The organism is Xanthomonas sp. SS (genome assembly GCF_014236835.1).
In the GTDB taxonomy this organism is placed as follows: domain Bacteria; phylum Pseudomonadota; class Gammaproteobacteria; order Xanthomonadales; family Xanthomonadaceae; genus Xanthomonas_A.
In genome coordinates this window covers 1,877,499-1,897,693 of record NZ_CP051190.1, presented here as the reverse complement: position 1 = coordinate 1,897,693, position 20,195 = coordinate 1,877,499, and the positions used below count along the sequence as shown (strand labels likewise).

16 protein-coding genes are annotated in these 20,195 nt (G+C 68.1%); 13 read left to right on the top strand and 3 right to left on the bottom strand.

Annotated elements, in window-relative coordinates:
* Positions 1 to 15: 15 nt before the first annotated feature.
* From rseP to HEP74_RS07625, 10 genes are all read left to right on the top strand, one after another.
* Entirely contained in the window at positions 16 to 1,380 is a 1,365-nt protein-coding gene (gene rseP, locus HEP74_RS07670) for an RIP metalloprotease RseP (protein ID WP_185815915.1), read from the top strand.
* An 86-nt stretch (positions 1,381 to 1,466) separates the two neighbouring features.
* Complete coding sequence (bamA, locus tag HEP74_RS07665; protein ID WP_185815914.1) at positions 1,467 to 3,833, top strand: outer membrane protein assembly factor BamA; 2,367 nt, start codon at positions 1,467 to 1,469, stop codon at positions 3,831 to 3,833.
* Between the two features lie 502 nt (positions 3,834 to 4,335).
* A complete protein-coding gene (gene lpxD / locus HEP74_RS07660) occupies positions 4,336 to 5,358 on the top strand; it encodes a UDP-3-O-(3-hydroxymyristoyl)glucosamine N-acyltransferase (RefSeq protein ID WP_185815913.1) in 1,023 nt (340 codons plus the stop codon).
* Positions 5,355 to 5,810 carry a 3-hydroxyacyl-ACP dehydratase FabZ gene (fabZ, locus tag HEP74_RS07655; protein WP_185815912.1) on the top strand — a complete coding sequence of 152 codons (456 nt, stop codon included), beginning with the start codon at positions 5,355 to 5,357 and terminating at the stop codon, positions 5,808 to 5,810. Before lpxD ends, fabZ begins: the two co-directional genes overlap by 4 nt.
* Positions 5,811 to 5,829: 19 nt before the next feature.
* Positions 5,830 to 6,621: an acyl-ACP--UDP-N-acetylglucosamine O-acyltransferase gene (gene lpxA / locus HEP74_RS07650; protein WP_185815911.1), complete on the top strand. Its 792-nt coding sequence runs from the start codon at positions 5,830 to 5,832 to the stop codon at positions 6,619 to 6,621.
* 23 nt (positions 6,622 to 6,644) lie between these two features.
* On the top strand, positions 6,645 to 7,931 hold the full coding sequence (gene lpxB / locus HEP74_RS07645; protein ID WP_185815910.1) for a lipid-A-disaccharide synthase: 1,287 nt from the start codon (positions 6,645 to 6,647) through the stop codon (positions 7,929 to 7,931).
* A complete protein-coding gene (gene rnhB, locus HEP74_RS07640; RefSeq protein ID WP_185815909.1) occupies positions 7,928 to 8,623 on the top strand; it encodes a ribonuclease HII in 696 nt (231 codons plus the stop codon). The genes lpxB and rnhB overlap by 4 nt, the downstream gene beginning before the upstream one ends.
* 151 nt (positions 8,624 to 8,774) lie before the next feature.
* On the top strand, positions 8,775 to 12,365 hold the full coding sequence (dnaE, locus tag HEP74_RS07635; RefSeq protein ID WP_185815908.1) for a DNA polymerase III subunit alpha: 3,591 nt from the start codon (positions 8,775 to 8,777) through the stop codon (positions 12,363 to 12,365).
* A 196-nt stretch (positions 12,366 to 12,561) separates the two neighbouring features.
* Positions 12,562 to 13,521, top strand: coding sequence for an acetyl-CoA carboxylase carboxyltransferase subunit alpha (locus HEP74_RS07630; RefSeq protein ID WP_185815907.1), 960 nt, complete (start codon positions 12,562 to 12,564; stop codon positions 13,519 to 13,521).
* Positions 13,522 to 13,545: 24 nt separating this feature from the next.
* A complete protein-coding gene (locus HEP74_RS07625) occupies positions 13,546 to 14,304 on the top strand; it encodes a tetratricopeptide repeat protein (RefSeq protein ID WP_185815906.1) in 759 nt (252 codons plus the stop codon).
* A 61-nt stretch (positions 14,305 to 14,365) separates the two neighbouring features.
* On the opposite strand, the gene HEP74_RS07620 is transcribed toward HEP74_RS07625, so the two are convergent.
* Positions 14,366 to 14,821, bottom strand: coding sequence for a HemJ family protein (locus HEP74_RS07620; protein WP_185815905.1), 456 nt, complete (start codon positions 14,819 to 14,821; stop codon positions 14,366 to 14,368).
* 81 nt (positions 14,822 to 14,902) lie between these two features.
* Here HEP74_RS07620 and HEP74_RS07615 point away from each other — a divergent pair, with 81 nt between their 5' ends.
* The gene (locus HEP74_RS07615) at positions 14,903 to 15,508 is read left to right on the top strand and encodes a class I SAM-dependent DNA methyltransferase (protein ID WP_185815904.1); all 606 of its coding nucleotides are present in this window, start codon (positions 14,903 to 14,905) and stop codon (positions 15,506 to 15,508) included.
* A 63-nt stretch (positions 15,509 to 15,571) separates the two neighbouring features.
* Complete coding sequence (locus tag HEP74_RS07610) at positions 15,572 to 16,882, top strand: polyhydroxyalkanoate depolymerase (RefSeq protein ID WP_185815903.1); 1,311 nt, start codon at positions 15,572 to 15,574, stop codon at positions 16,880 to 16,882.
* Positions 16,883 to 16,928: 46 nt separating this feature from the next.
* On the opposite strand, the gene HEP74_RS07605 is transcribed toward HEP74_RS07610, so the two are convergent.
* Both HEP74_RS07605 and HEP74_RS07600 read right to left on the bottom strand, forming a co-directional pair.
* On the bottom strand, positions 16,929 to 17,849 hold the full coding sequence (locus HEP74_RS07605; RefSeq protein WP_185815902.1) for a sensor domain-containing protein: 921 nt from the start codon (positions 17,847 to 17,849) through the stop codon (positions 16,929 to 16,931).
* On the bottom strand, positions 17,846 to 18,211 hold the full coding sequence (locus tag HEP74_RS07600; RefSeq protein WP_053834570.1) for a PadR family transcriptional regulator: 366 nt from the start codon (positions 18,209 to 18,211) through the stop codon (positions 17,846 to 17,848). The genes HEP74_RS07605 and HEP74_RS07600 overlap by 4 nt, the downstream gene beginning before the upstream one ends.
* Before the next feature lie 162 nt (positions 18,212 to 18,373).
* Here HEP74_RS07600 and HEP74_RS07595 point away from each other — a divergent pair, with 162 nt between their 5' ends.
* Positions 18,374 to 20,131 (top strand): XVIPCD domain-containing protein, encoded by a 1,758-nt coding sequence (locus tag HEP74_RS07595; RefSeq protein ID WP_185815901.1) that lies wholly within the window; start codon positions 18,374 to 18,376, stop codon positions 20,129 to 20,131.
* Positions 20,132 to 20,195 lie beyond the last annotated feature (64 nt).

Genomic DNA, 20,195 nt, shown 5'->3' with positions numbered 1-20,195 from the left:
CTATGAGCCACGCGCATGGGTGACTTCATCGGGTCCGTCTGGTGGATGATCGTCAGCCTGGGCATCCTGGTGACCTTCCACGAGTTCGGCCACTTCTGGGTCGCCCGCCGCTGCGGGGTCAAGGTGCTGCGCTTCTCGGTGGGCTTCGGCAAGCCGCTGTGGTCGTACTACGACCGCCACGGCACGGAGTTCGCGATCGCCGCGATTCCGCTGGGCGGCTACGTGAAGATGCTCGACGAACGCGAGGGCGAGGTCGCCCCGGCCGAGCGCGACCGGGCCTTCAACAGCAAGAGCGTGTGGCAGCGCATCGCCATCGTCGCCGCCGGCCCGATCGCCAATCTGGTGCTGTGCGTGGCGCTGCTGTGGGCGATGTTCGTGATTGGCAAGCAGGATTACGCGGCGGTGGTCGGCCGCGCCGAGGGCCTGGCGCTGCAGGCCGGGCTGCAGCCTGGCGAGCGCATCGTGCGCATCGGCAAGCGCGAGGTCTCCAGCTGGAGCGATGCCAGCATGCAGCTGACCGTGGCGGCGATGGACGCCGCCGACGTGCGCATCCAGACCGAGGACACGCGCGACGGCGCCAGCCGCGTGCATACGCTGCGCCTGTCGCAGCTGCCTGCCGGCTTCGACGAACAGCAGGTGCCGCGCCTGGCCGGCCTCACCTGGCGGTTCAGCCTGCAGCCGGCGATCGTCGCCAAGGTGACCCCGGGTTCGGCGGCCGATGGCGTGCTGCGCCCCGGCGACCTCATCCTGGCGGTGGATGGCGCCGCGGTCGCCGGTGCCGACCAGGTTGCGCCGCAGGTCCGGGCGCTGGCCAAGAACGGCGGCAGCGGCCTGGTCGAGGTCGAGCGCAACGGCGAACGGCTGGCGCTGGAGGTGCGTCTCACCCCCAGCAAGGACCCGCGCCTGAAGGGCCTGTCGCTGGGCGTGGACCTCGGCCAGGAGGACCGCCCGCCGCCGGCGTTCGACGCCAAGCTGCAGTACGGCCCGCTGGCGGCGATCCCGGTCGCGTTCCGCGAAACCGGCAAGCTGGCCGGGGATACCCTGGGGCTGATCCGGCGCATGCTGACCGGACAGGCCTCGATCAAGAACGTGTCCGGGCCGATCACCATCGCCAAGGTGGCCAACGTCTCGGCCCAGCAGGGGCCGGACTGGTTCCTGTATTTCCTGGCGCTGCTGTCGCTGAGCCTGGCGATCATGAACCTGCTGCCGATTCCAATCTTGGACGGCGGGCACTTGCTGTATTACCTTATTGAGTTGGTCAAGGGCAGCCCGCTGAGCGAGCGTGCCATGGCTGCGGGGCAGTTCGTCGGTCTGACGATGCTGGCCGGGCTGATGGGGTTGGCGTTTTACAACGACATCTTCGGCCAGGTCCTGCGATGAACCCGATGCTGATCCACTCGACCCCGCTGTCGTCGTCTTACGCCGGCGCCCATGCAACAACGATATCGACCTCTACCGGACGTGACATGACGAGATTTCCCACTCGCCGCCTGCTAGCCCTCGCCCTTGCCGCCAGCCTCAGCTTGCCGGTTCTGGCCCAGGCGACGGAGCCCTTCACCGCCAGCGACATCCGCGTCGACGGGTTGCAACGCATCTCCTCCGGCACCGTGTTCACCTATCTTCCGGTGGAACGCGGCGACACGGTCGACGACGCCAAGGTCGGCGAAGCGATCCGCGCGCTGTACCGCACCGGCTTCTTCGAGGACGTGCAGGTCGATCGCCAGGGCAACATCCTGGTGGTCACGGTCAAGGAACGTCCGGCGATCAACAAGCTGACCGTCACCGGCAACAAGGACATCAAGAGCGAAGAGCTGCTCAAGGGCCTGTCCGACATCGGCCTGACCGAGGGCGGTACCTTCGACCGGCTGAGCCTGGACCGGGTGACCCAGGAACTGACCCGCCAGTACAACAACCGCGGCAAGTACAACGTCGAGATCACCCCGACGGTGAGCCCGCTGGACCGCAACCGGGTCGACGTGGCGATCGCGATCAAGGAAGGCAAGGCCGCCAAGATCCAGCACGTCAACCTGATCGGCACCGAGAAGTTCGCCACCGACGACATCCTGGAGAACTGGGAGTCGCGCGAGCACAACTGGCTGTCGTGGTACCGCCGCGACGACCAGTACTCCAAGGAAAAGCTGTCCGGCGACCTGGAGAAACTCAACTCCTGGTACCTGGACCGCGGCTACGTCGATTTCAGCGTCGATTCCACCCAGGTGGCGATCAGCCCCGACAAGCGCGACATGTACCTGACCGCCGGCATCACCGAGGGCGAGCAGTACAAGATCTCCGACATCAAGGTCACCGGCGACACCGTGCTGCCGCAGGAAGAGGTCGAGAAGCTGGTGATCCCGAAGCCGGGCGACACCTTCTCGCGCGCGCTGCTGGAATTCAGCTCCGACGCGATCACCAACACCTTGAGCAACATCGGCTACGCCTTCGCCAAGGTCAACCCGGTCCCCACCACCGACCGCGAGAAGCGCACCGTCGCGATCAATCTGCAGGTGGTGCCGGGCCCGCGCGTGTCGGTCCGCCGCATCGTGTTCAAGGGCAACACCCGCACCTCCGACGAAGTGCTGCGCCGCGAGATGCGCCAGTTCGAGAACAGCTGGTACTCGCAGGCCGCGATCGACCGTTCCAAGGTCCGCCTGCAGCGCCTGGGCTACTTCGAAGCGGTGGACGTGGAAACGCCGCCGGTGCCGGGCAGCAACGACAAGGTCGACGTGGTCTACAGCGTCAAGGAAACCACCTCGGGCAGCTTCACCTTCGGCCTGGGCTATTCGCAGACCTACGGCGTCACCACCTCGATCCAGCTGTCGCAGAACAACTTCCTGGGCGGCGGCAACCGCGTCTCGGTGGACGCCTCGCGCAGCAGCTACCAGGAGCGCTACGCGTTCTCCTACACCAACCCGTTCTTCACCGACGACGGCGTGTCGCTGGGCTACAACATCTCCTACCGCAAGCTGGACTACTCCGACTTCGGTACCGCCCAGTACAACAGCAAGAACGGCGCGGCGCAGATGATCTTCGGCGTGCCGATCACCGAGAACGACACCGTCTCGCTGATGTTCGGCATCGACAGCAACCAGATCACCACCTATCCCGGCTACACGCCGCAGGCGATCATCAACTACATCGACGCGATCGGGCAGAAGACCTTCCACGCCTGGCGCAGCGAACTGGGCTGGGCGCGCGACACCCGCAACGACTACTTCATGCCGACCCGCGGCATGTACCAGCGCGTGGGCCTGGAAGCCACCCTGCCCGGCTCCACCGTCGAGTACTGGAAGCTGAACTACCAGATCTCCAAGTACTGGCCGATCATCCCGTCGATCGTGCTCAACACCCGCGCCGAGTTCGGCTACGGCGACAGCTACGGCAGCGACGTCAGCCGCACCATCACCAACGCCGACGGCACCACCCGCACGGTCACCGCGTCGGGCCTGCCGTTCTACGAGAACTTCTACGCCGGCGGCACCAACTCGGTGCGCGGCTTCGAGGACAACACCCTCGGTCCGCGTTCGGAAGCCACCGCCTCGTACAGCCGCGGGCAGCCGCTGGGTGGCTCGTTCAAGACCGTGGGCTCGGCGGAACTGTACTTCCCGAAGCTGTTCGACAGCCCTTCGGCGCGCGTCTCCGCGTTCGTCGACGTCGGCAACGTGTTCAACGGCGTCGATAACTACAAGACCAACGAACTGCGCGCCTCCACCGGCGTGGCGTTGCTGTGGCGCGCACCGGTCGGCCCGATCTCGATCAGCTACGCGCTGCCGCTGAAGAAGGAAGACAACGACGAGATCGAGCGTCTGCAGTTCACCTTTGGTGGGCAGTTCTAGGAACTGCCCACCCGCCGCCAGGGCGCTGCCCTGGTGGCCCCATGCTCCCGCTGCGCGGGAGCATGGGCCCGGGGGCTTGGCCTTCCAAATCCCCGCGCCTTCGGCGCGCCCCCTTTACTAAAGGGGGGAGCGCGTCATCGCGTTCGCGCTGACGCCCCACGATTCGCTGCGCGAATCGCGGGCCCCGGCTCGTCTTCTCCCAAATCCCCGCGCCTGTCGGCGCGCCCCCTTTACTAAAGGGGGGAGCGCGTCAACGCATTCGCGCTGACGCCCCACGATTCGCTGCGCGAATCGCGGGCCCCGGCTCGTTTTCTTCCAAATCCCCGCGCCTGTCGGCGCGCCCCCTTTACTAAAGGGGGCTTGTCTGCGGTCAGTTGGCTGCGATCTTGGCCTGGACATGACAGGTCTTTTCTGCAATCGGCGGGCGGCGGCTGACGCGGACCGCGGTGCCTGCTCGCAGGGGCAGCATGACCGTGCCGATGGCACACGGTAGAATCGCTGCGTGAATACTCCTTCCCATACCGCACACGAGATCGCCGAGCGCTTCGGCCTGCAGGTGCATGGCGACGGCGCGGTCGCCGTGCATGGCGTCGCCACGCTGGCGCATGCCGGTCCCGGCCAGCTCAGTTTCCTCGCCAATCCGCGCTATCGCGCGCAGCTCGCCGACAGCGCCGCGGCGGTGGTGGTGCTGCGCGCTGACGATGCCGAAGCCGCGCGCGGCACTGCGCTGATCGCGCGCGATCCGTACGTCGCCTTCGCCAAGATCGCCGCGCTGTTCGACGTGGCGCCGGCGCGTCCGCCCGGCATCCATCCCAGCGCCAGCATCGACCCCAGCGCGCAGATCGCCGCCGGCGCGCATATCGGCGCCTTCGTCAGCATCGGCGCGCGCAGCGTGATCGGCGACGGCTGCGTGATCGGTCCGGGCTGCGTGATCGGCGACGATTGCCAGGTCGGCGACGGCTGCGAACTGATCGCCCGCGTCACCCTGGTCACCCGCGTGCGCCTGGGCAAGCGCGTGCGCATCCATCCCGGCGCGGTGCTCGGCGCCGATGGCTTCGGCCTGGCGATGGACGCCGGCCACTGGATCAAGGTGCCGCAGCTCGGCGGCGTGACGATCGGCGACGATTGCGAGATCGGCGCCAACGCCTGCGTCGATCGCGGCGCGCTGGAAGACACCACGCTTGAGGAAGACGTGCGCCTGGACAACCTGGTGCAGGTCGCGCACAACGTGCACATCGGCGCGCACAGCGCGATCGCCGGCTGCACCGGCATCGCCGGCAGCGCCAAGATCGGCCGCTACTGCATGCTCGGCGGCGCGGTCGGCGTGGTCGGCCACCTGGAAATCTGCGACAAGGTGGTGATCACCGGCAAGTCGGTGGTGCGCAATTCCATCCATGAGCCGGGCGAATATTCCTCCGGCACTCCGTTGACCGACAACCGCACGTGGCGCAAGAACGCCGCGCGCTTCAAGCAGCTCGATGCCCTGGCCCGTCGCATCCTGTCTGTAAGCAAGGAGAAGCAATGAGCCACGACCAGACCCTGCCGGACATCCTGCAGATCCAGAAGTTGATCCCGCACCGCTACCCGTTCCTGCTGGTGGACAAGGTGGTGTCGCTCGACTTCGAGAACCGCAAGATCGTCGCGCACAAGAACGTCAGCGTGAACGAGCCGTTCTTCCAGGGCCATTTCCCCGGCCAGCCGATCATGCCCGGCGTGCTGATCATCGAGGCGCTGGCCCAGGCCGGCGGGATACTGACCCAGCTCGCGCTAGGCCGCGATGCGCAGTCCAAGCTGTTCTACATGGTCAAGGTCGACAACGCCCGCTTCAGCAGCCAGGTGGTGCCCGGCGATGTGCTCGAGCTGCACGTGCAGATCAAGCGGGTGATCCGCAACATGGCCGTGTACTACGGCGAAGCCAAGGTGGACGGCAAGGTCGTCGCCTGCGCCGAGGTGCTGTGCGCCGGCACCCGCGAATGAGCCAGGCAGGAGACCTGCAATGAGCGACAACGCCCCTCTCATCCATCCCACCGCGGTGATCGACCCGTCGGCGACGCTGGCGGCGGACGTGCGCGTCGGCGCCTTCACCCTGATCGGCGCCGAGGTCGAGATCGGCGAAGGCAGCGTGATCGGCCCGCACTGCAGCATCGTCGGCCCGACCAAGATCGGCCGCGGCAACCACCTGGTCGGCCACGTCGCGCTGGGCGGCGATCCGCAGGACAAGAAATTCGCCGGCGAACGCACCGAACTGGTGGTCGGCGACCGCAACGTGATCCGCGAGTTCGTCACCGTCAGCCGCGGCACCGGCAACGGCGGCGGCATCACCCGCGTCGGCAGCGACAACTGGTTCCTGGCCTACACCCACGTCGCCCACGACTGCGTGGTCGGCGACCATTGCGTGTTTTCCAACAACACCACCCTGGCCGGGCATGTCGAAGTCGGCGACCACGTGATCATCAGCGGCTTCGCCGGCGCGCACCAGTTCTGCCGCATCGGCGATCACGCCTTCCTCGGCATGGGCGCGCTGATCAATGGCGACGTGCCGCCGTTCACCATGGTCGGCGGCAACTCGCTGGGACGCCCGCGCGGCATCAACAGCGAAGGCCTCAAGCGCCGCGGTTTCGACACCGAACGCCTGGCCGCGATCAAGCGCGCCTACCGCGCGCTGTACGTGGCCGGCCTGCCGCTGGCCGAGGCCAAGCAGCAGTTGGCGGTGCTGGCCGAAAGCAGCGAGGACGTGCGCGCGATGCTGGAATTCATCGAAGCCAGCGAGCGGCCGTTGTTGCGATGAGTGCCGGGAATGGGGAATCGGGAATGGGGAATGGGAAGAGCGGTAGCCCGCCCGGCCACGGTCCCGCTCTTGCCTCACCCATTCCCCATTCCCCATTCCCGATTCCCGGCGCAGCAGCCAAGCTGCGCATCGCCCTGGTCGCCGGCGAAGCCTCCGGCGATCAGCTCGGCGCCGGGCTGATCGAGGCGCTGCGCGCGCGCTATCCGGATGCCGAATTCGCCGGCATCGGCGGCGATGCGATGCGCAACGCCGGTTGCCAGACCTGGTTCGATGCCAGCGAACTGGCGGTGATGGGACTGATGGAGGTGCTGCGGCATCTGCCGCGGCTGCTGAAACTGCGCCGCGAGCTGCGCCAGCGCCTGCTGGACTGGCGCCCGGACGTGTTCGTTGGCATCGATGCGCCCGACTTCAACCTCGGCGTGGAGCGCTGGCTCAAGCAGCGCGGCATCCGCACCGTGCATTACGTGAGCCCGTCGGTGTGGGCCTGGCGCGAGCGGCGCGCGGCCAAGATCGGCGCCAGCGCCGACCGGGTGCTGTGCCTGTTCCCGATGGAACCGCCGATCTACGCCAGGCATGGCGTGGATGCGCGCTTCGTCGGCCACCCGATGGCCGACGCGATCGCGCTGGACGAGGATCGCGATGCGGCGCGCGCCGAACTCGGCCTGCCGGCCGGCGCGACCGTGCTGGCGGTGCTGCCGGGCAGCCGCCTGGGCGAGATCGGCCGGCTCGGCGATACCTTCTTCGCCGCCGCCTGGCAGGTACTGCAGCAGACGCCGGGCGCGCACGTGGTGGTGCCGGCGGCCAATCCCGCATGCAAGGCCTTGCTGGCCGAGCAGCTGTCGCGCTCGGCGTTGCCGGTGGTGTATTCGCACCTGCTCGACGGCCAGGCCCGCACCGCCCTGCTCGCCGCCGACGTGGTGCTGCTGGCGTCCGGCACCGCGACGCTGGAGGCGATGCTGGTGAAGCGGCCGATGGTGGTCGGCTACAAGGTCGCGCCGCTGACCTACCGCATCGTCAAGGCGCTGGGCCTGCTGAAGGTCGACCGCTACGCGCTGCCCAACATCCTCGCCGGCCTCGACCTGGCGCCGGAACTGATGCAAGACGCCTGCACCCCGGACGCGCTCGCCGCCGCGCTGCTGCACTGGCTGCGCGACCCGCAGGCGGTGGCCGCGCTGCAGCCCGAGTACGCGCGCCTGCACCAGTTGCTGCGCCAGGACGCCTCGGCGCGTGCGGCCGACGCGGTGCTCGAGTTGCTTGGGGGCCGGGATTCGGGAGTGGGGATTCGGGATTCGGGACAAGCAACGGCATGAAGCGCTCCGATCCCCCATCGCCGCAGCGGGAACTGCTCTGCGAATCCCCAATCCCGAATGCCGAATCCCGGCTGTTCTACGCCGGCGTCGACGAAGCCGGGCGCGGGCCGCTGGCCGGGCCGGTGGCGGTGGCCGCGGTGGTGTTCGATCCGGCGCGCACCCGCATCAACGGCCTGGACGATTCCAAGCAGCTGACCGCCGCGCGCCGCGAGACGCTGTACGCGCGCATCGTCGAGCGCGCGCTGGCCTGGCAGGTGGTGCTGATCGAGGCCGAGGAGATCGACCGGCTGAACATCTACCAGGCCACCATGCTGGGCATGCGCCGTGCGGTCGAAGGCGTGGCGCACGTGGCAGGGTTCGCGCGCATCGACGGCAACCGGGTGCCCAAGGGCCTGCCCTGCGCCGCCGAGGCGCTGATCGGCGGCGACGGCCTGGACCGCGCGATCATGGCCGCCTCGATCGTGGCCAAGGTCACTCGCGACCGCATCATGCAACGCCTGCACGAACAGCATCCGCACTACGGCTTCGACCTGCACAAGGGCTACGCCACCCCGGCGCACCTGGCCGCGCTGGCCGCGCACGGCCCATGCGCGCAGCATCGGCGCAGCTTCGCGCCGGTCAGGATGGCGCTGGCGGGCCGGGAGTCGGAAGTGGAGATTCGGGATTCGATGGAGTCACTGCAACTCGCTTAGACGTGCAAGCTGGATCTGCAGCGACGGTACGCGGCGCAGCACTGCCTGAGACCGCGACGAATCCCCAATCCCGACTCCCGAATCCCGGCTGTCAAGCCTTGCCCGTCCCCGCCCTCGCCGCTAACCTGCCCAGGCATCGTTCTGGTTCCGCATGTCCACTTCCCGCTTCGCTCATCTGCACGTCCACACCGAGTTCTCGCTGGCGGATTCGACCATCCGTGTGCCCGAGAAACCGGATCAGGCCGACCCGAAGAAAGCCAAGCAGGCCAACCTGCTCAGCCGTGCGGTCGAACTGGAGTTGCCCGCGCTCGCGGTCACCGACCTGAACAACCTGTTCGCGCTGGTCAAGTTCTACAAGGCCGCCGAAGGCGTGGGCATCAAGCCGATCGCCGGCGCCGACCTGATGATCGCCGACAGCGCCGCCGAGACGCCGTGGCGGCTTACCGTGCTGTGCCGCAACCGCGACGGCTACCTGAGCCTGTCGCGCCTGCTGACCCGTGCCTGGCTGGAAGGCCAACGCAACGAAGGCGGCGTGGCGATCCGCCCGGAGTGGCTGCAGACCGGCAGCGACAACCTGTTCGCGCTGGCCGGGCGCGACAGCCTGGCCGGGCGCCTGGCCAGCGAAGGTCGCCACGACCTGGCCGAGCAGCAACTGGCCGACTGGCAACGCATCTTCGGCGACGGCCTGCACCTGGAACTGACCCGCACCGGCCGCGACGGCGAGGAAGCGTTCAACCAGTTCGCGCTGCACGCCGCCGGCACCCGCGGCCTGCCGGTGGTGGCCAGCAACGACGTGCGCTTCCTGTACGCCAGCGACTTCGCCGCGCACGAAGCGCGCGTGTGCATTTCCTCCGGCCGCGTGCTCGACGATCCCAAGCGCCCGCGCGACTACAGCGACCAGCAATACCTGAAGTCGTCGGAGGAAATGGCCGCGCTGTTCGCCGACATTCCCGACGCGCTCGACAACACCCTGGCGCTGGCGCAGCGCTGCAACATCGAGATGCAGCTGGGCACCTATTTCCTGCCCGCGTATCCGGTGCCCGACAACGAGACCCTGGACAGCTGGATCCGCAGCCAGTCGCGCGACGGCCTGGCCGCGCGCCTGGAGAAGAATCCGCTGGCGCCGGGCAAGACCCGCCAGGACTACGTCGACCGGCTCGAGTTCGAGCTGGACACGATCATCAAGATGGGCTTCCCCGGCTACTTCCTGATCGTGGCCGACTTCATTCAGTGGGGCAAGAACCAGGGCATCCCGATCGGCCCGGGCCGCGGCTCCGGCGCCGGCTCGCTGGTGGCGTGGGCGCTGCAGATCACCGACCTGGATCCGCTGCCGTACAACCTGCTGTTCGAGCGCTTCCTCAATCCCGAACGCGTGTCGATGCCCGACTTCGACATCGACTTCTGCATGGACCGCCGCGACGAGGTCATCGACTACGTCGCGCGCAAGTACGGGCGCGACCGGGTCAGCCAGATCATCACCTACGGCACCATGGCGGCCAAGGCGGTGGTGCGCGACTGCGGCCGCGTGCTCGGCTTCCCGTACGGCCTGGTCGACGGCGTGGCCAAGCTGATCCCCAACATCCTCGGCATCACGCTGAAGGACGCGATGGGCGAAGGCAAGGACAGCGAGATGGCCTCGCCGGAGCTGATCCAGCGCTACCAGAGCGAGGACGACGTCCGCGACCTGATGGATCTGGCGCGGCAGCTGGAGGACCTGACCCGCAACGCCGGCAAGCACGCCGGCGGCGTGGTCATCGCGCCGACGCCGCTGTCCGACTTCTGCCCGCTGTTCGCCGAACACGACGTCGACAACCTGGGCAAGAACCCGGTCACCCAGTTCGACAAGGACGACGTCGAGCAGGTCGGCCTGGTCAAGTTCGACTTCCTCGGCCTGCGCACGCTGACCATCATCGACTGGGCGGTGAAGGCGATCAACGTGCGCCATGCGCGCGCCGGCATCCCGCCGGTGGACATCACCGCGCTCCCGCTCGACGACGCGCCCACCTACAAGGGCATCTTCGCCTCGGGCAACACCGGCGCGGTGTTCCAGTTCGAATCCTCGGGCATGCGCCGGCTGCTGAAGGATGCCAAGCCCGACCGCTTCGAAGACCTGATCGCGCTGGTGTCGCTGTACCGCCCCGGCCCGATGGACCTGATCCCGGACTTCAACGCGCGCAAGCACGGCCAGCAGGAAATCATCTACCCCGATCCGCGCACCGAAGCGATCCTGAAAGACACCTACGGCATCATGGTGTACCAGGAGCAGGTGATGCAGATGGCGCAGATCGTCGGCGCCTACTCGCTGGGCGGCGCCGACCTGTTGCGCCGCGCGATGGGCAAGAAAGTGCCGGCGGAGATGGCCAAGCACCGCGAGATCTTCCGCGAGGGCGCGGCCAAGGGCGGCGTCGGCGAGGCCAAGGCCGACGAAATCTTCGACCTGATGGAGAAGTTCGCCGGCTACGGCTTCAACAAGTCGCACGCCGCCGCCTACGCGCTGGTCAGCTATCAGACCGCGTGGCTGAAGCGGCACTACCCGGCCGAGTTCATGGCCGCGACGCTGTCCTCGGACATGGACAACACCGACAAGGTGGTCGGCTTCCTCGACGAGGTGCGCAACCTCGGCCTGACAGTGCTGCCGCCGCGGCTCAACGCCTCGGCGTACATGTTCGAAGCGGCCACGCCGGACACCATCCAGTACGGCCTGGGCGCGATCAAGGGCGTGGGCCGCGGCGCCTGCGAGGCGATCGTGGCCGAGCGCGAGCGCGGCGGCGAATACGCCTCGCTGCTGGATTTCTGCACCCGCGTGGAATCGGCCAAGCTCAACAAGCGCACCCTGGAAGCGCTGATCAACGCCGGCGCGATGGACGGGCTGGGCAGCAACCGCGCCACGCTGATGTTGCAGCTGCCGGAGGTGATGAAGGCCACCGAGCAGATGGCGCGCGAGCGCGCCTCCGGGCAGAACTCGCTGTTCGGCGGCGCCGACACCAGCGCCCCGGCGCTGCACCTGGATCTGTCGGAAAGCAAGGAATGGCCGCTGGGCCAGTTGCTGACCGGCGAGCGCGAGACGCTGGGCTTCTACCTCAGCGGCCATCCGTTCGATCCCTACCGCGAGGAAGTGCGCGAGCTGGTCGGCTGCGACCTGAGCGCGCTGGAAAAGATCTGCGCGCAATTCGGCGGCGGGCGCGGCGGTGGCGGCGACGGCGAAAAACGCGCCTGGCGCCCGGAAACCAGCGCGATCCTCGCCGGCCAGGTGGTCGGCGTGCGGCGCAAGGGCGACAGCCAGGTGTTCGTGCAACTCGAGGACGGCCGCGGCCGGGTCGAGTGCAGCGCGTTCACCGACGCCATCGCCGAGTTCGGCCACCTGCTCACCCGCGACCGCATCCTGATCGTCAAGGGCGGCGTGCGCGAGGACGAATTCAACGGCGGCTATGCGATGCGCATCCGCCAGTGCTGGGACTACGAACAGATCTGCACCCACCACGCGCAGCGCCTGTCGCTGCGCCTGGATCTGCGCCAGCGCAGCACCTGGCAGCGCATCGACGCGCTGCTGGCGCGCCACCGCCCCGGCAAGACGCCGCTGCGCCTGGACCTGCTGCTGCAATCCGAACACGGCGCCGTCGCCGGCATGCTCGACCTCAACGGCAACCACGCGGTGCGCGTGGACCCGCAACTGCTGGACACCCTGCGCGCCGATCCGGGCGTGCGCGCGGTGAAGGTCAAGTACAACCCGCCGTGGGCTTGAACGGCCGGGATTTGGGATTGGGGATTCGGGATTCGAAAAAGCCGGGCAACTCTTGCCGCTGCGGACAGCGCGGATCCCGCTCCCACGAATCCCCAATCCCGAATCCCCAATCCCGGCACTCAAACCGCACGGCCCCGTACGGGTGCCGGACATCGGTTCGGCTAAACTGCGCCCCTTACGTTCACGACGGCCTCCAATGAATCCGAACTACCTCGACTTCGAGCAACCCATCGCCGATCTGGAAGCCAAGATCCAGGAACTGCGCAACGCCAGCACCGGCCCGGCGGTCAACGTCGAGACCGAGGTGCGCGCGCTGCAGGACAAGCTGCGGGTGCGCACCGCGCAGATCTTCCGCGACCTGTCGTCGTGGCAGATCTCGCAGCTGGCGCGGCATCCGCAGCGTCCGTACACGCTGGACTACATCAACGTGTTCTGCGACGAATTCCAGGAACTGGCCGGCGACCGCGCGTTCGCCGACGACAAGGCGATCGTCGGCGGCCTGGGCCGCATCGACGGGCGCCCGGTGGTCATCATCGGCCACCAGAAGGGCCGCGACACCAAGACCAAGGTCGCGCGCAACTTCGGCATGCCGCGTCCGGAGGGCTACCGCAAGGCGCTGCGGCTGATGAAGCTGGCCGAGCGCTTCAAGCTGCCGCTGCTGACCTTCATCGACACCCCCGGCGCCTATCCGGGCATCGGCGCGGAAGAACGCGGGCAGAGCGAGGCGATCGCGCGCAATCTGCTGGAGATGGCCGAACTGAAAGTGCCGGTGATCTGCACCGTGATCGGCGAAGGCGGCTCCGGCGGCGCGCTGGCGATCGGCGTCGGCGACCGCACGCTGATGCTGGAGTACGGCACCTATTCGGTGATCTCGCCGGAAGGCTGCGCCTCGATCCTGTGGAAGGACGCCGGCAAGGCCAAGGACGCCGCCGAGCAACTGGGCCTGACCGCCAAGCGCCTGTCCGCGCTGGGCCTGGTCGACAAGGTGGTGCGCGAGCCGATCGGCGGCGCGCACCGCAACCCCACGCAGATGGCCAAGCGCCTGAAGGCGGTGCTGCTCAACGAACTGGACGCGCTGGAAAAGCTGCCGGTCGAGCAACTGCTGCAGAAGCGCTACGAGCGCCTGCGCGGCTACGGGGCGTACGAAGCGGCCTGATCGCGACACAAGGAAGCGTTGTCCATGAATCCCATCGTCCTGCTGTCGCTGGCCTTGCAGCTGGCCTGCTGCGTGCACGTGGTGCGCAGCGGCCGCCCGCTGTACTGGATCTTCATCCTGCTGATCTTTTCGTATCTGGGGATCCTGATCTACGTGATCGCCGAACTGCTGCCGGAATGGCGCAACGATCCGCGCGCACGCCGCCACCTACGCAAGGTCGGCGCCACGCTCGATCCGAACCGCGACAAGCGCACCGCCGGCAATCGCCTGGAACTGGCCGACACCGTGGACAACCGCCGGCAACTGGCCGAGGTGCACCTGGACAACGGCGACTACACGCAGGCGGCCGAGGTGTTCGAGAGCGGCTTGCGCGGCATCCATCGCGACGATCCGGGGCTGCTGCTGGGCCTGGCCAAGGCCCAGTTCGGCCTGGACCAGCCGGCCGCGGTGAAAGCCACGCTGGACCGGCTGATCGCCGCCAACCCGCAGTTCCGCTCGCACGACGGCCACCTGCTCTACGCGCGCGCCACCGAGGCGCTGGGCCAGACCGACGCGGCGCTGGAAGAGTACGCCGCGCTCGCCGACGACTACCCCGGCGAAGAAGCGCGCGTGCGCTACGCGCAACTGCTGCAACGCGCCGGCCAGTCGCAGCGCGCGCGCGAAGTGTTCAACGAAGCGCTGAAGCGCTCCAGCCTGGCCCCGCGCTACTACCAGCGCGACCAACGCCAATGGATCGACCTGGCCCGCAGCGAACTAAAACAACTGGACAGCCGCAACGCCTAGCGGCCCGAGAAGAATCGGCACCGGGATTTTCAATCCCGAATCCCCAATCCCGAATCCCCGCTCAAAACGGCTTCGCCAACACCAACCAGATCACCACCAGCAACGCCAGCACCGGCACTTCGTTGAACAGGCGCAGCGCGCGCGAAGACGGCAACGCACGCGCCTGCGCCACGCCCTTGAGCCAGCGCCCGCTGAAGATGTAGTAGCCGAGCAGCAGCCCCACCAGCCCCAGCTTGGCGTGCAGCCAGCCGCTGTGGCCGGGCGCGACCATGGTCGGGAAATCGGGCAGCACCTTGTAGCCCAGCCACAACGTCAGCCCCAGCAGCAAGGCCAGGCCGAACATCATGTGGCCGAAGCGATACAGGCGCCGCCCCATCAGCACCAGCCGCGCCTGCACCTCCGGCTGCCCCGCGCTCTCGGCGATGTTGACCAGGATCCGCGGCAGGTAGAACACCGCCGCCATCCATGCGACCACGAACAGCAGGTGCAGGGACTTGATCCACAGATAGAGTTGCATGCGCTGGCTCCGGGTCGCTGGCGTAGGATGTCACGCCATTTTCGCCGATTCGCATCGCCCCCGCACGGACCACGACCCCGCATGGACAAACAGTACGACGCCGACTATTTCCAGCGCTGGTATCGCCGCGACGATATCGGCGGCAACGCGCGCCTGGCGCGCAAGGTCGCGCTCGCCGTGGCCCAGGCCGAGTACTACCTGGAACGGCCGATCCGCAGCGTGCTCGACATCGGCTGCGGCGAAGGCGCCTGGCGTGCGCCGCTGCTGAAGCTGCGGCCGAAACTGCGCTACCTGGGCTTCGACAGCAGCGCGTATGCGATCGCGCGCTACGGCCGCCATCGCGACCTGCGCCCGGCACGGTTCGGCGATTTCGCCTGGCTGCGGCCGTGCGCGCCGGTGGACCTGCTGGTGTGTTCGGACGTGCTGCACTACGTGCCCAACCGCGAATTGCGCCAGGGCCTGCCGGGCCTGGCCGAACTGTGCGGCGGCGTCGCGTTCCTGGAGACCTTCGCCAGCGAGGACGACTTCGACGGCGACCATGCCGGCTTCCAGCCGCGTCCGGCGCGCTGGTACCGGCGCCAGTTTGGTGCACTCGGGCTGCGCCCGGTCGGCAGTCATTGCTGGCTATCGCCAGCGCTGGCGGGGGATGCAGCGGCACTGGAAACGATTGGTCTGGTGCCCCATTAAGGTGCAACCACACCGGATAGGATATGCTGCACGGCAGCATACGCTCAGGATGGAAACACCGGCATGCTCTACCAGTGGCACGAACTGACCCGCAACCTGCTCGCCCCCTGGGTCCACCAGGCAGCGGCCAACGCCAAGATCTTCTCCGACGCCAATAGCCTGTGGGCCACGCTCCCGGGCGCCGAGCGTCTGGCCGCCACCAACGAACTGCTGCACCGGCTCGGCAAGGACTACGAGAAGCCGGCCTGGGCGCTGGACCATGTCGAGGTCGACGGCCACCCGCTGCCGATCGTCGAGCAGGAAGTGCTGCGCAAGCCGTTCTGCCGCCTGCTGCGCTTCAAACGCTTCAGCGACGACGCCAAGGTCGTGGCCGGGCTCAAGCAGCAGCCCGCCGTGCTGGTGGTGGCGCCGCTGTCCGGGCACCACGCCACCCTGCTGCGCGATACCGTGCGCACCCTGCTGCGCGACCACAAGGTCTACGTCACCGACTGGATCGACGCGCGCATGGTGCCGCAGAGCGACGGCGACTTCGGCCTGGACGACTACGTCAACTACGTGCAGGACTTCATCCGCCACATCGGCGCCGACAAGCTGCACGTGATCAGCGTGTGCCAGCCGACCGTGCCGGTGCTGGCCGCGGTGTCGCTGATGGCCGGACGCGGCGAGACCACGCCGCGCTCGCTGGTGATGATGGGCGGGCCGATCGACGCGCGCCGCAGCCCCACCCAGGTCAACAACCTGGCCACGCGCAATCCGCTGTCGTGGTTCGAGCACAACGTCATTCACACCGTGCCGCAGGCGTATCCGGGGCATGGACGCGCGGTGTATCCGGGCTTCCTGCAGCACACCGGGTTCCTGGCGATGAACCCCAGCCGGCACTTCATGTCGCACTGGGATTTCTACGCCGACTTGGTCAAGGGCGACCTGCAGGACGCCGAGGCGCACCGCCGCTTCTACGACGAATACAACGCGGTGCTGGACATGCCGGCGACCTACTACCTGGACACGATCCGGGTGGTGTTTCAGGAATTCCTGCTGCCGCGCGGGGAATGGGTGATCGGCGGCGAGCGCGTGGATCCGGCGGCGATCCGCGACACCGCGCTGCTCAGCATCGAAGGCGAACTGGACGACATTTCCGGCCTGGGCCAGACCGCCGCCGCGCAGGACCTGTGCACCGGCATCGCCGCGCACCGCCGCCAGCATCTGGAAGTGGAAGGCGCCGGCCATTACGGCATCTTCAGCGGCCGCCGCTGGCGCGACATCGTCTATCCGCAGGTGCGTGCGTTCATCGCCGCCAACGCATCCGCCAGCGCGCAGGCGCCGGGCGGCAACGTCACCCCGCTCAAGCGCCGCGGCAGCCGCAAGGCCGGCTGAGCGGCGTACCGCTCGCGGCCGGCAGCAGCCGGCCGCGGCGACACGATCATTGCGCCGAGCTGTGCACCAGCAGGTGCTTGGCCAGCATGCCGTGCAACTTGCCAATGCCACGCGCCAGGTGCAGCGTGGCGAACAGCAGCACGATGCCCAGCGCACTCCACAGCGGCAGCAGCCACGGCGCGCTTTCGGTGACGTTCCAGTCCACGAACATGACGTTGAACTGCTGCGGCAGGAAAAATCCCAGCGGAGCCGCCGCGAGCGCCAATCCCGTACTCAGCAGCGTGATGAACACGGTGAAGTAGAAGATTCCCAGCGGCAGCATCAGCACGAAATACAGCATCGTGGTCCAGGTCCGCGCGTCGGTGAACATCTGTCCGATGCGCCGCAGCCACGGTTGCTCGGGCGCGCTGTATAGCGGCCGCCGCGGCATGCGCTCGCCCAGCAACACCTCGACGATGCGCCCTTCCACTAGCGACAGCAGCCGCACCGAACCAAAGAACAGCACCAGCAACGGCACGCCGATGATCAGCACCAGCATGCCCAGCGAGACGCTGACCCCGGTGGTCACCCAGGTGAAGTAGAAGATGCCGGTGACCAGCGACAGCAGCATGTAGAAGAACGCGCCGTAGGCGCGCGGATCGGCGGCCACGCCGAAGAAGCGGCCGAGCAGCGACTTGCGCTTGGGCGGCGCCGGCGGCTTCAGCGCGCGGTTCACCGTGACCTCGGTGTCGCGGTAGATCGCAGCCACCTCCTCCGGCGCGCCGTAGCTGCCGGCCACCTCGGCGATGACCTCGGCCTCGCTCTTGCCGGCCTGCTCGGCCAGCTCGGCGCGCAGGTATTCCTCCGCGTCGTACAACGCGTCTTGGACCAGCGCCGGATCGGCGCCGGCCAGCGCCGCGCGCAGTTGCGCCAGGTAGTCGGGAATGGTGGCCGGCAACGGCCGCGCCTGGAGTTGTTCGCTGCTCATTCTGAAATCCCCTTCAGGACGGAATCGACGGAATCGCGAGTGGCGCGCCACGCCGCGGCCCACTGCTGCAAGGTGGCGTGGCCGGGTTCGGTGATGCGGTAGTAGCGCCGCGGCGGCCCGGCCACCGACGGTTCGACATGGCTGGACAGCAGCCCGGCCGCTTCCAGGTTGCGCAGCACCGGATACAGCGCGCTCTGCTTGCCGCTGAGCACGCCCTCGCCGACTTTTTCCAGGCGCTTGGCGATCAGGTAGCCGTACAGGGGTTCCTTGGCCTCGGCCAGCACCGCCAGCAGCGCGAGCGACACGGTGCCCGCACTCAGCTCCTTCTGGAACTTCTTCAGCTGCGCATCCGGCTCGACCATGACCGCTCCCCCACTAGGTTGGAATGCATACTAGTGTTGAGTTGGGTATAGCGAATGTGCCGGTAGTCATGGCAGGCATAACGAACGCCTGACGCATCGGCAACATCGGCCCGTCTATCCTCCGCGCCGCTTGCGCCGTCAGGCGCTATCCAGGAGGAATGCATGAATTCAACGACGCCCCCCGCCCAGGCTACGGATCCCACCTTCGCCAGCGCCGGCAGCAGTCGCAGTGCCGGTCCATTGAAGTGGAATCCAGCCGACGGCAGCGTCAGCGCGGAGCACACCGAATCGCGCGTACTGGGGCGCACCTGGCCGATCGAGCACCGGCTTGTCGCCACCCAGAGCGTGGGCGCCAGCCGGCGCACTGCCGACGGCAAAACCGAGTTCGGCCTGGAGATGGAATTCCGCCAGGGCCACCAGCTCGACGCCGCCACCACCGGCCGCAACGCGGCGAGCGTCAGCAGCACGACCCAGCTCGGCGAGCGCGCGCGCTACAGCGTCAAGCTGCCCGGCGATGCCGGTGTCGAGGCCGCGCGTGCGGTCAATCCGTTCGATCCGCTCACCATCCCGGTCGGCGGCAGCGTCAAGCTCGATGGCCAGGCCTTTGCCCGCACCTCGCTGGAGAGCTCGTTCCGCAACTTCGCCAGCAGCAGCGAACACACCGATGCGGCGGGCGTCAGCTATGCCGCGGAGCGGCTGGACGCCTACCACGTGCGCGTGGCCACAGGACCGACCGCGGCGATCGAACACGTCGAGATGCTCGGGCTGAAGACGCCTGTGGCGCAGGCCATGCTCGGCCGCCAGGACGCGCTCGGCCAGGCCAGCATGCACACCGCCACCTTCGATCTGCGCGACCCGCAGGCGCAGGCCGCCTACCGCGATTTCCTCGGCAGCGGCCAGCTGCCGGCACAGGCGCCCGGGGTCAGCGACGTGCAGCGGATCGACACCCTGAGCATGAGTTCGCAGACCCGCGCCAAACTCGGGCTGGGGCCGGTAAGCCTGGATCTGGGCGGGCAGCGCAACAGTGGCGAGAACGTACGTGCCACCCAAGCCGACGGCAGCAGCACCGTCGCCAGCAAACTGCAGTACGCCGACAACGTGCCGCTCACCCTGACTCGCCAGTTCGATGCCGCCGGCAGCGAACACCTCGATGCGCGCCGCTACCAGCTCGGCTTCGGCAAGGTCGACGCCAATCAGGCGCAACTGCTCAATGCCGCGCTGGCCAGGAAGGACACCGCGGCCGACGCCATCGCCGCCGGCCAGGACGTGACCCTGAACTTCTCCGAGGCGCAGATGGGCGCGTTGCGCCAGCAGTACGCGCAAGCCGCACAGGCGCGCCCGTTCGATCGCGAGCGGGCCGGCGACTACGCCCGCATGAGCAACGAGGAATTCGCGATCGGCCTGGCGCGCAATCTCGGCAATTCCCCGTACGGCCTGAGCGAACGCCTGTTCCACGTCGCCGCCGATGCCGATGGCGCGCTCAGCGGCGCGCTGACCCGGATCGACGCCGGCGTCGACGCCGCTCCGAAGGCAGCAGCCGCAACGCGGGCAACAGCCGCGAGCGCGCCAGCCGATCCCCGCGATCCGGCGCATCCGGACCACGCGATGCAGCGCATGATCGACGCCCGGTTGACGCCGGCCGATCCGCAACTGGCGACCCATCTGCTGCTGGCGGCCAAGCGCGAAGGCCTGACCCAGGTCGACCATGTGCTGCGCAACGACGCCGGCCGCGTGTTCGCGGTGCAGGGCGACCCGCTGGGAGCCGACAAGCGCACCGCCTACGTGGACGCGCAGGTCGCCACGGCCACACCGCTACAGGACAGCCTGCGCCAGCTCAACGCCTTGAATGCGACTGCGCAGCCCGCGATGGCTGCCGCGCAGGAGACCCAGGACGCCCCGCAACGCGCACCGGCGCGCTGAGATAAAGGCAGGCAACGCAACGGCGGCATTGGCGCGGCTACGGTGGCTGGGTAAGAATCGGGCT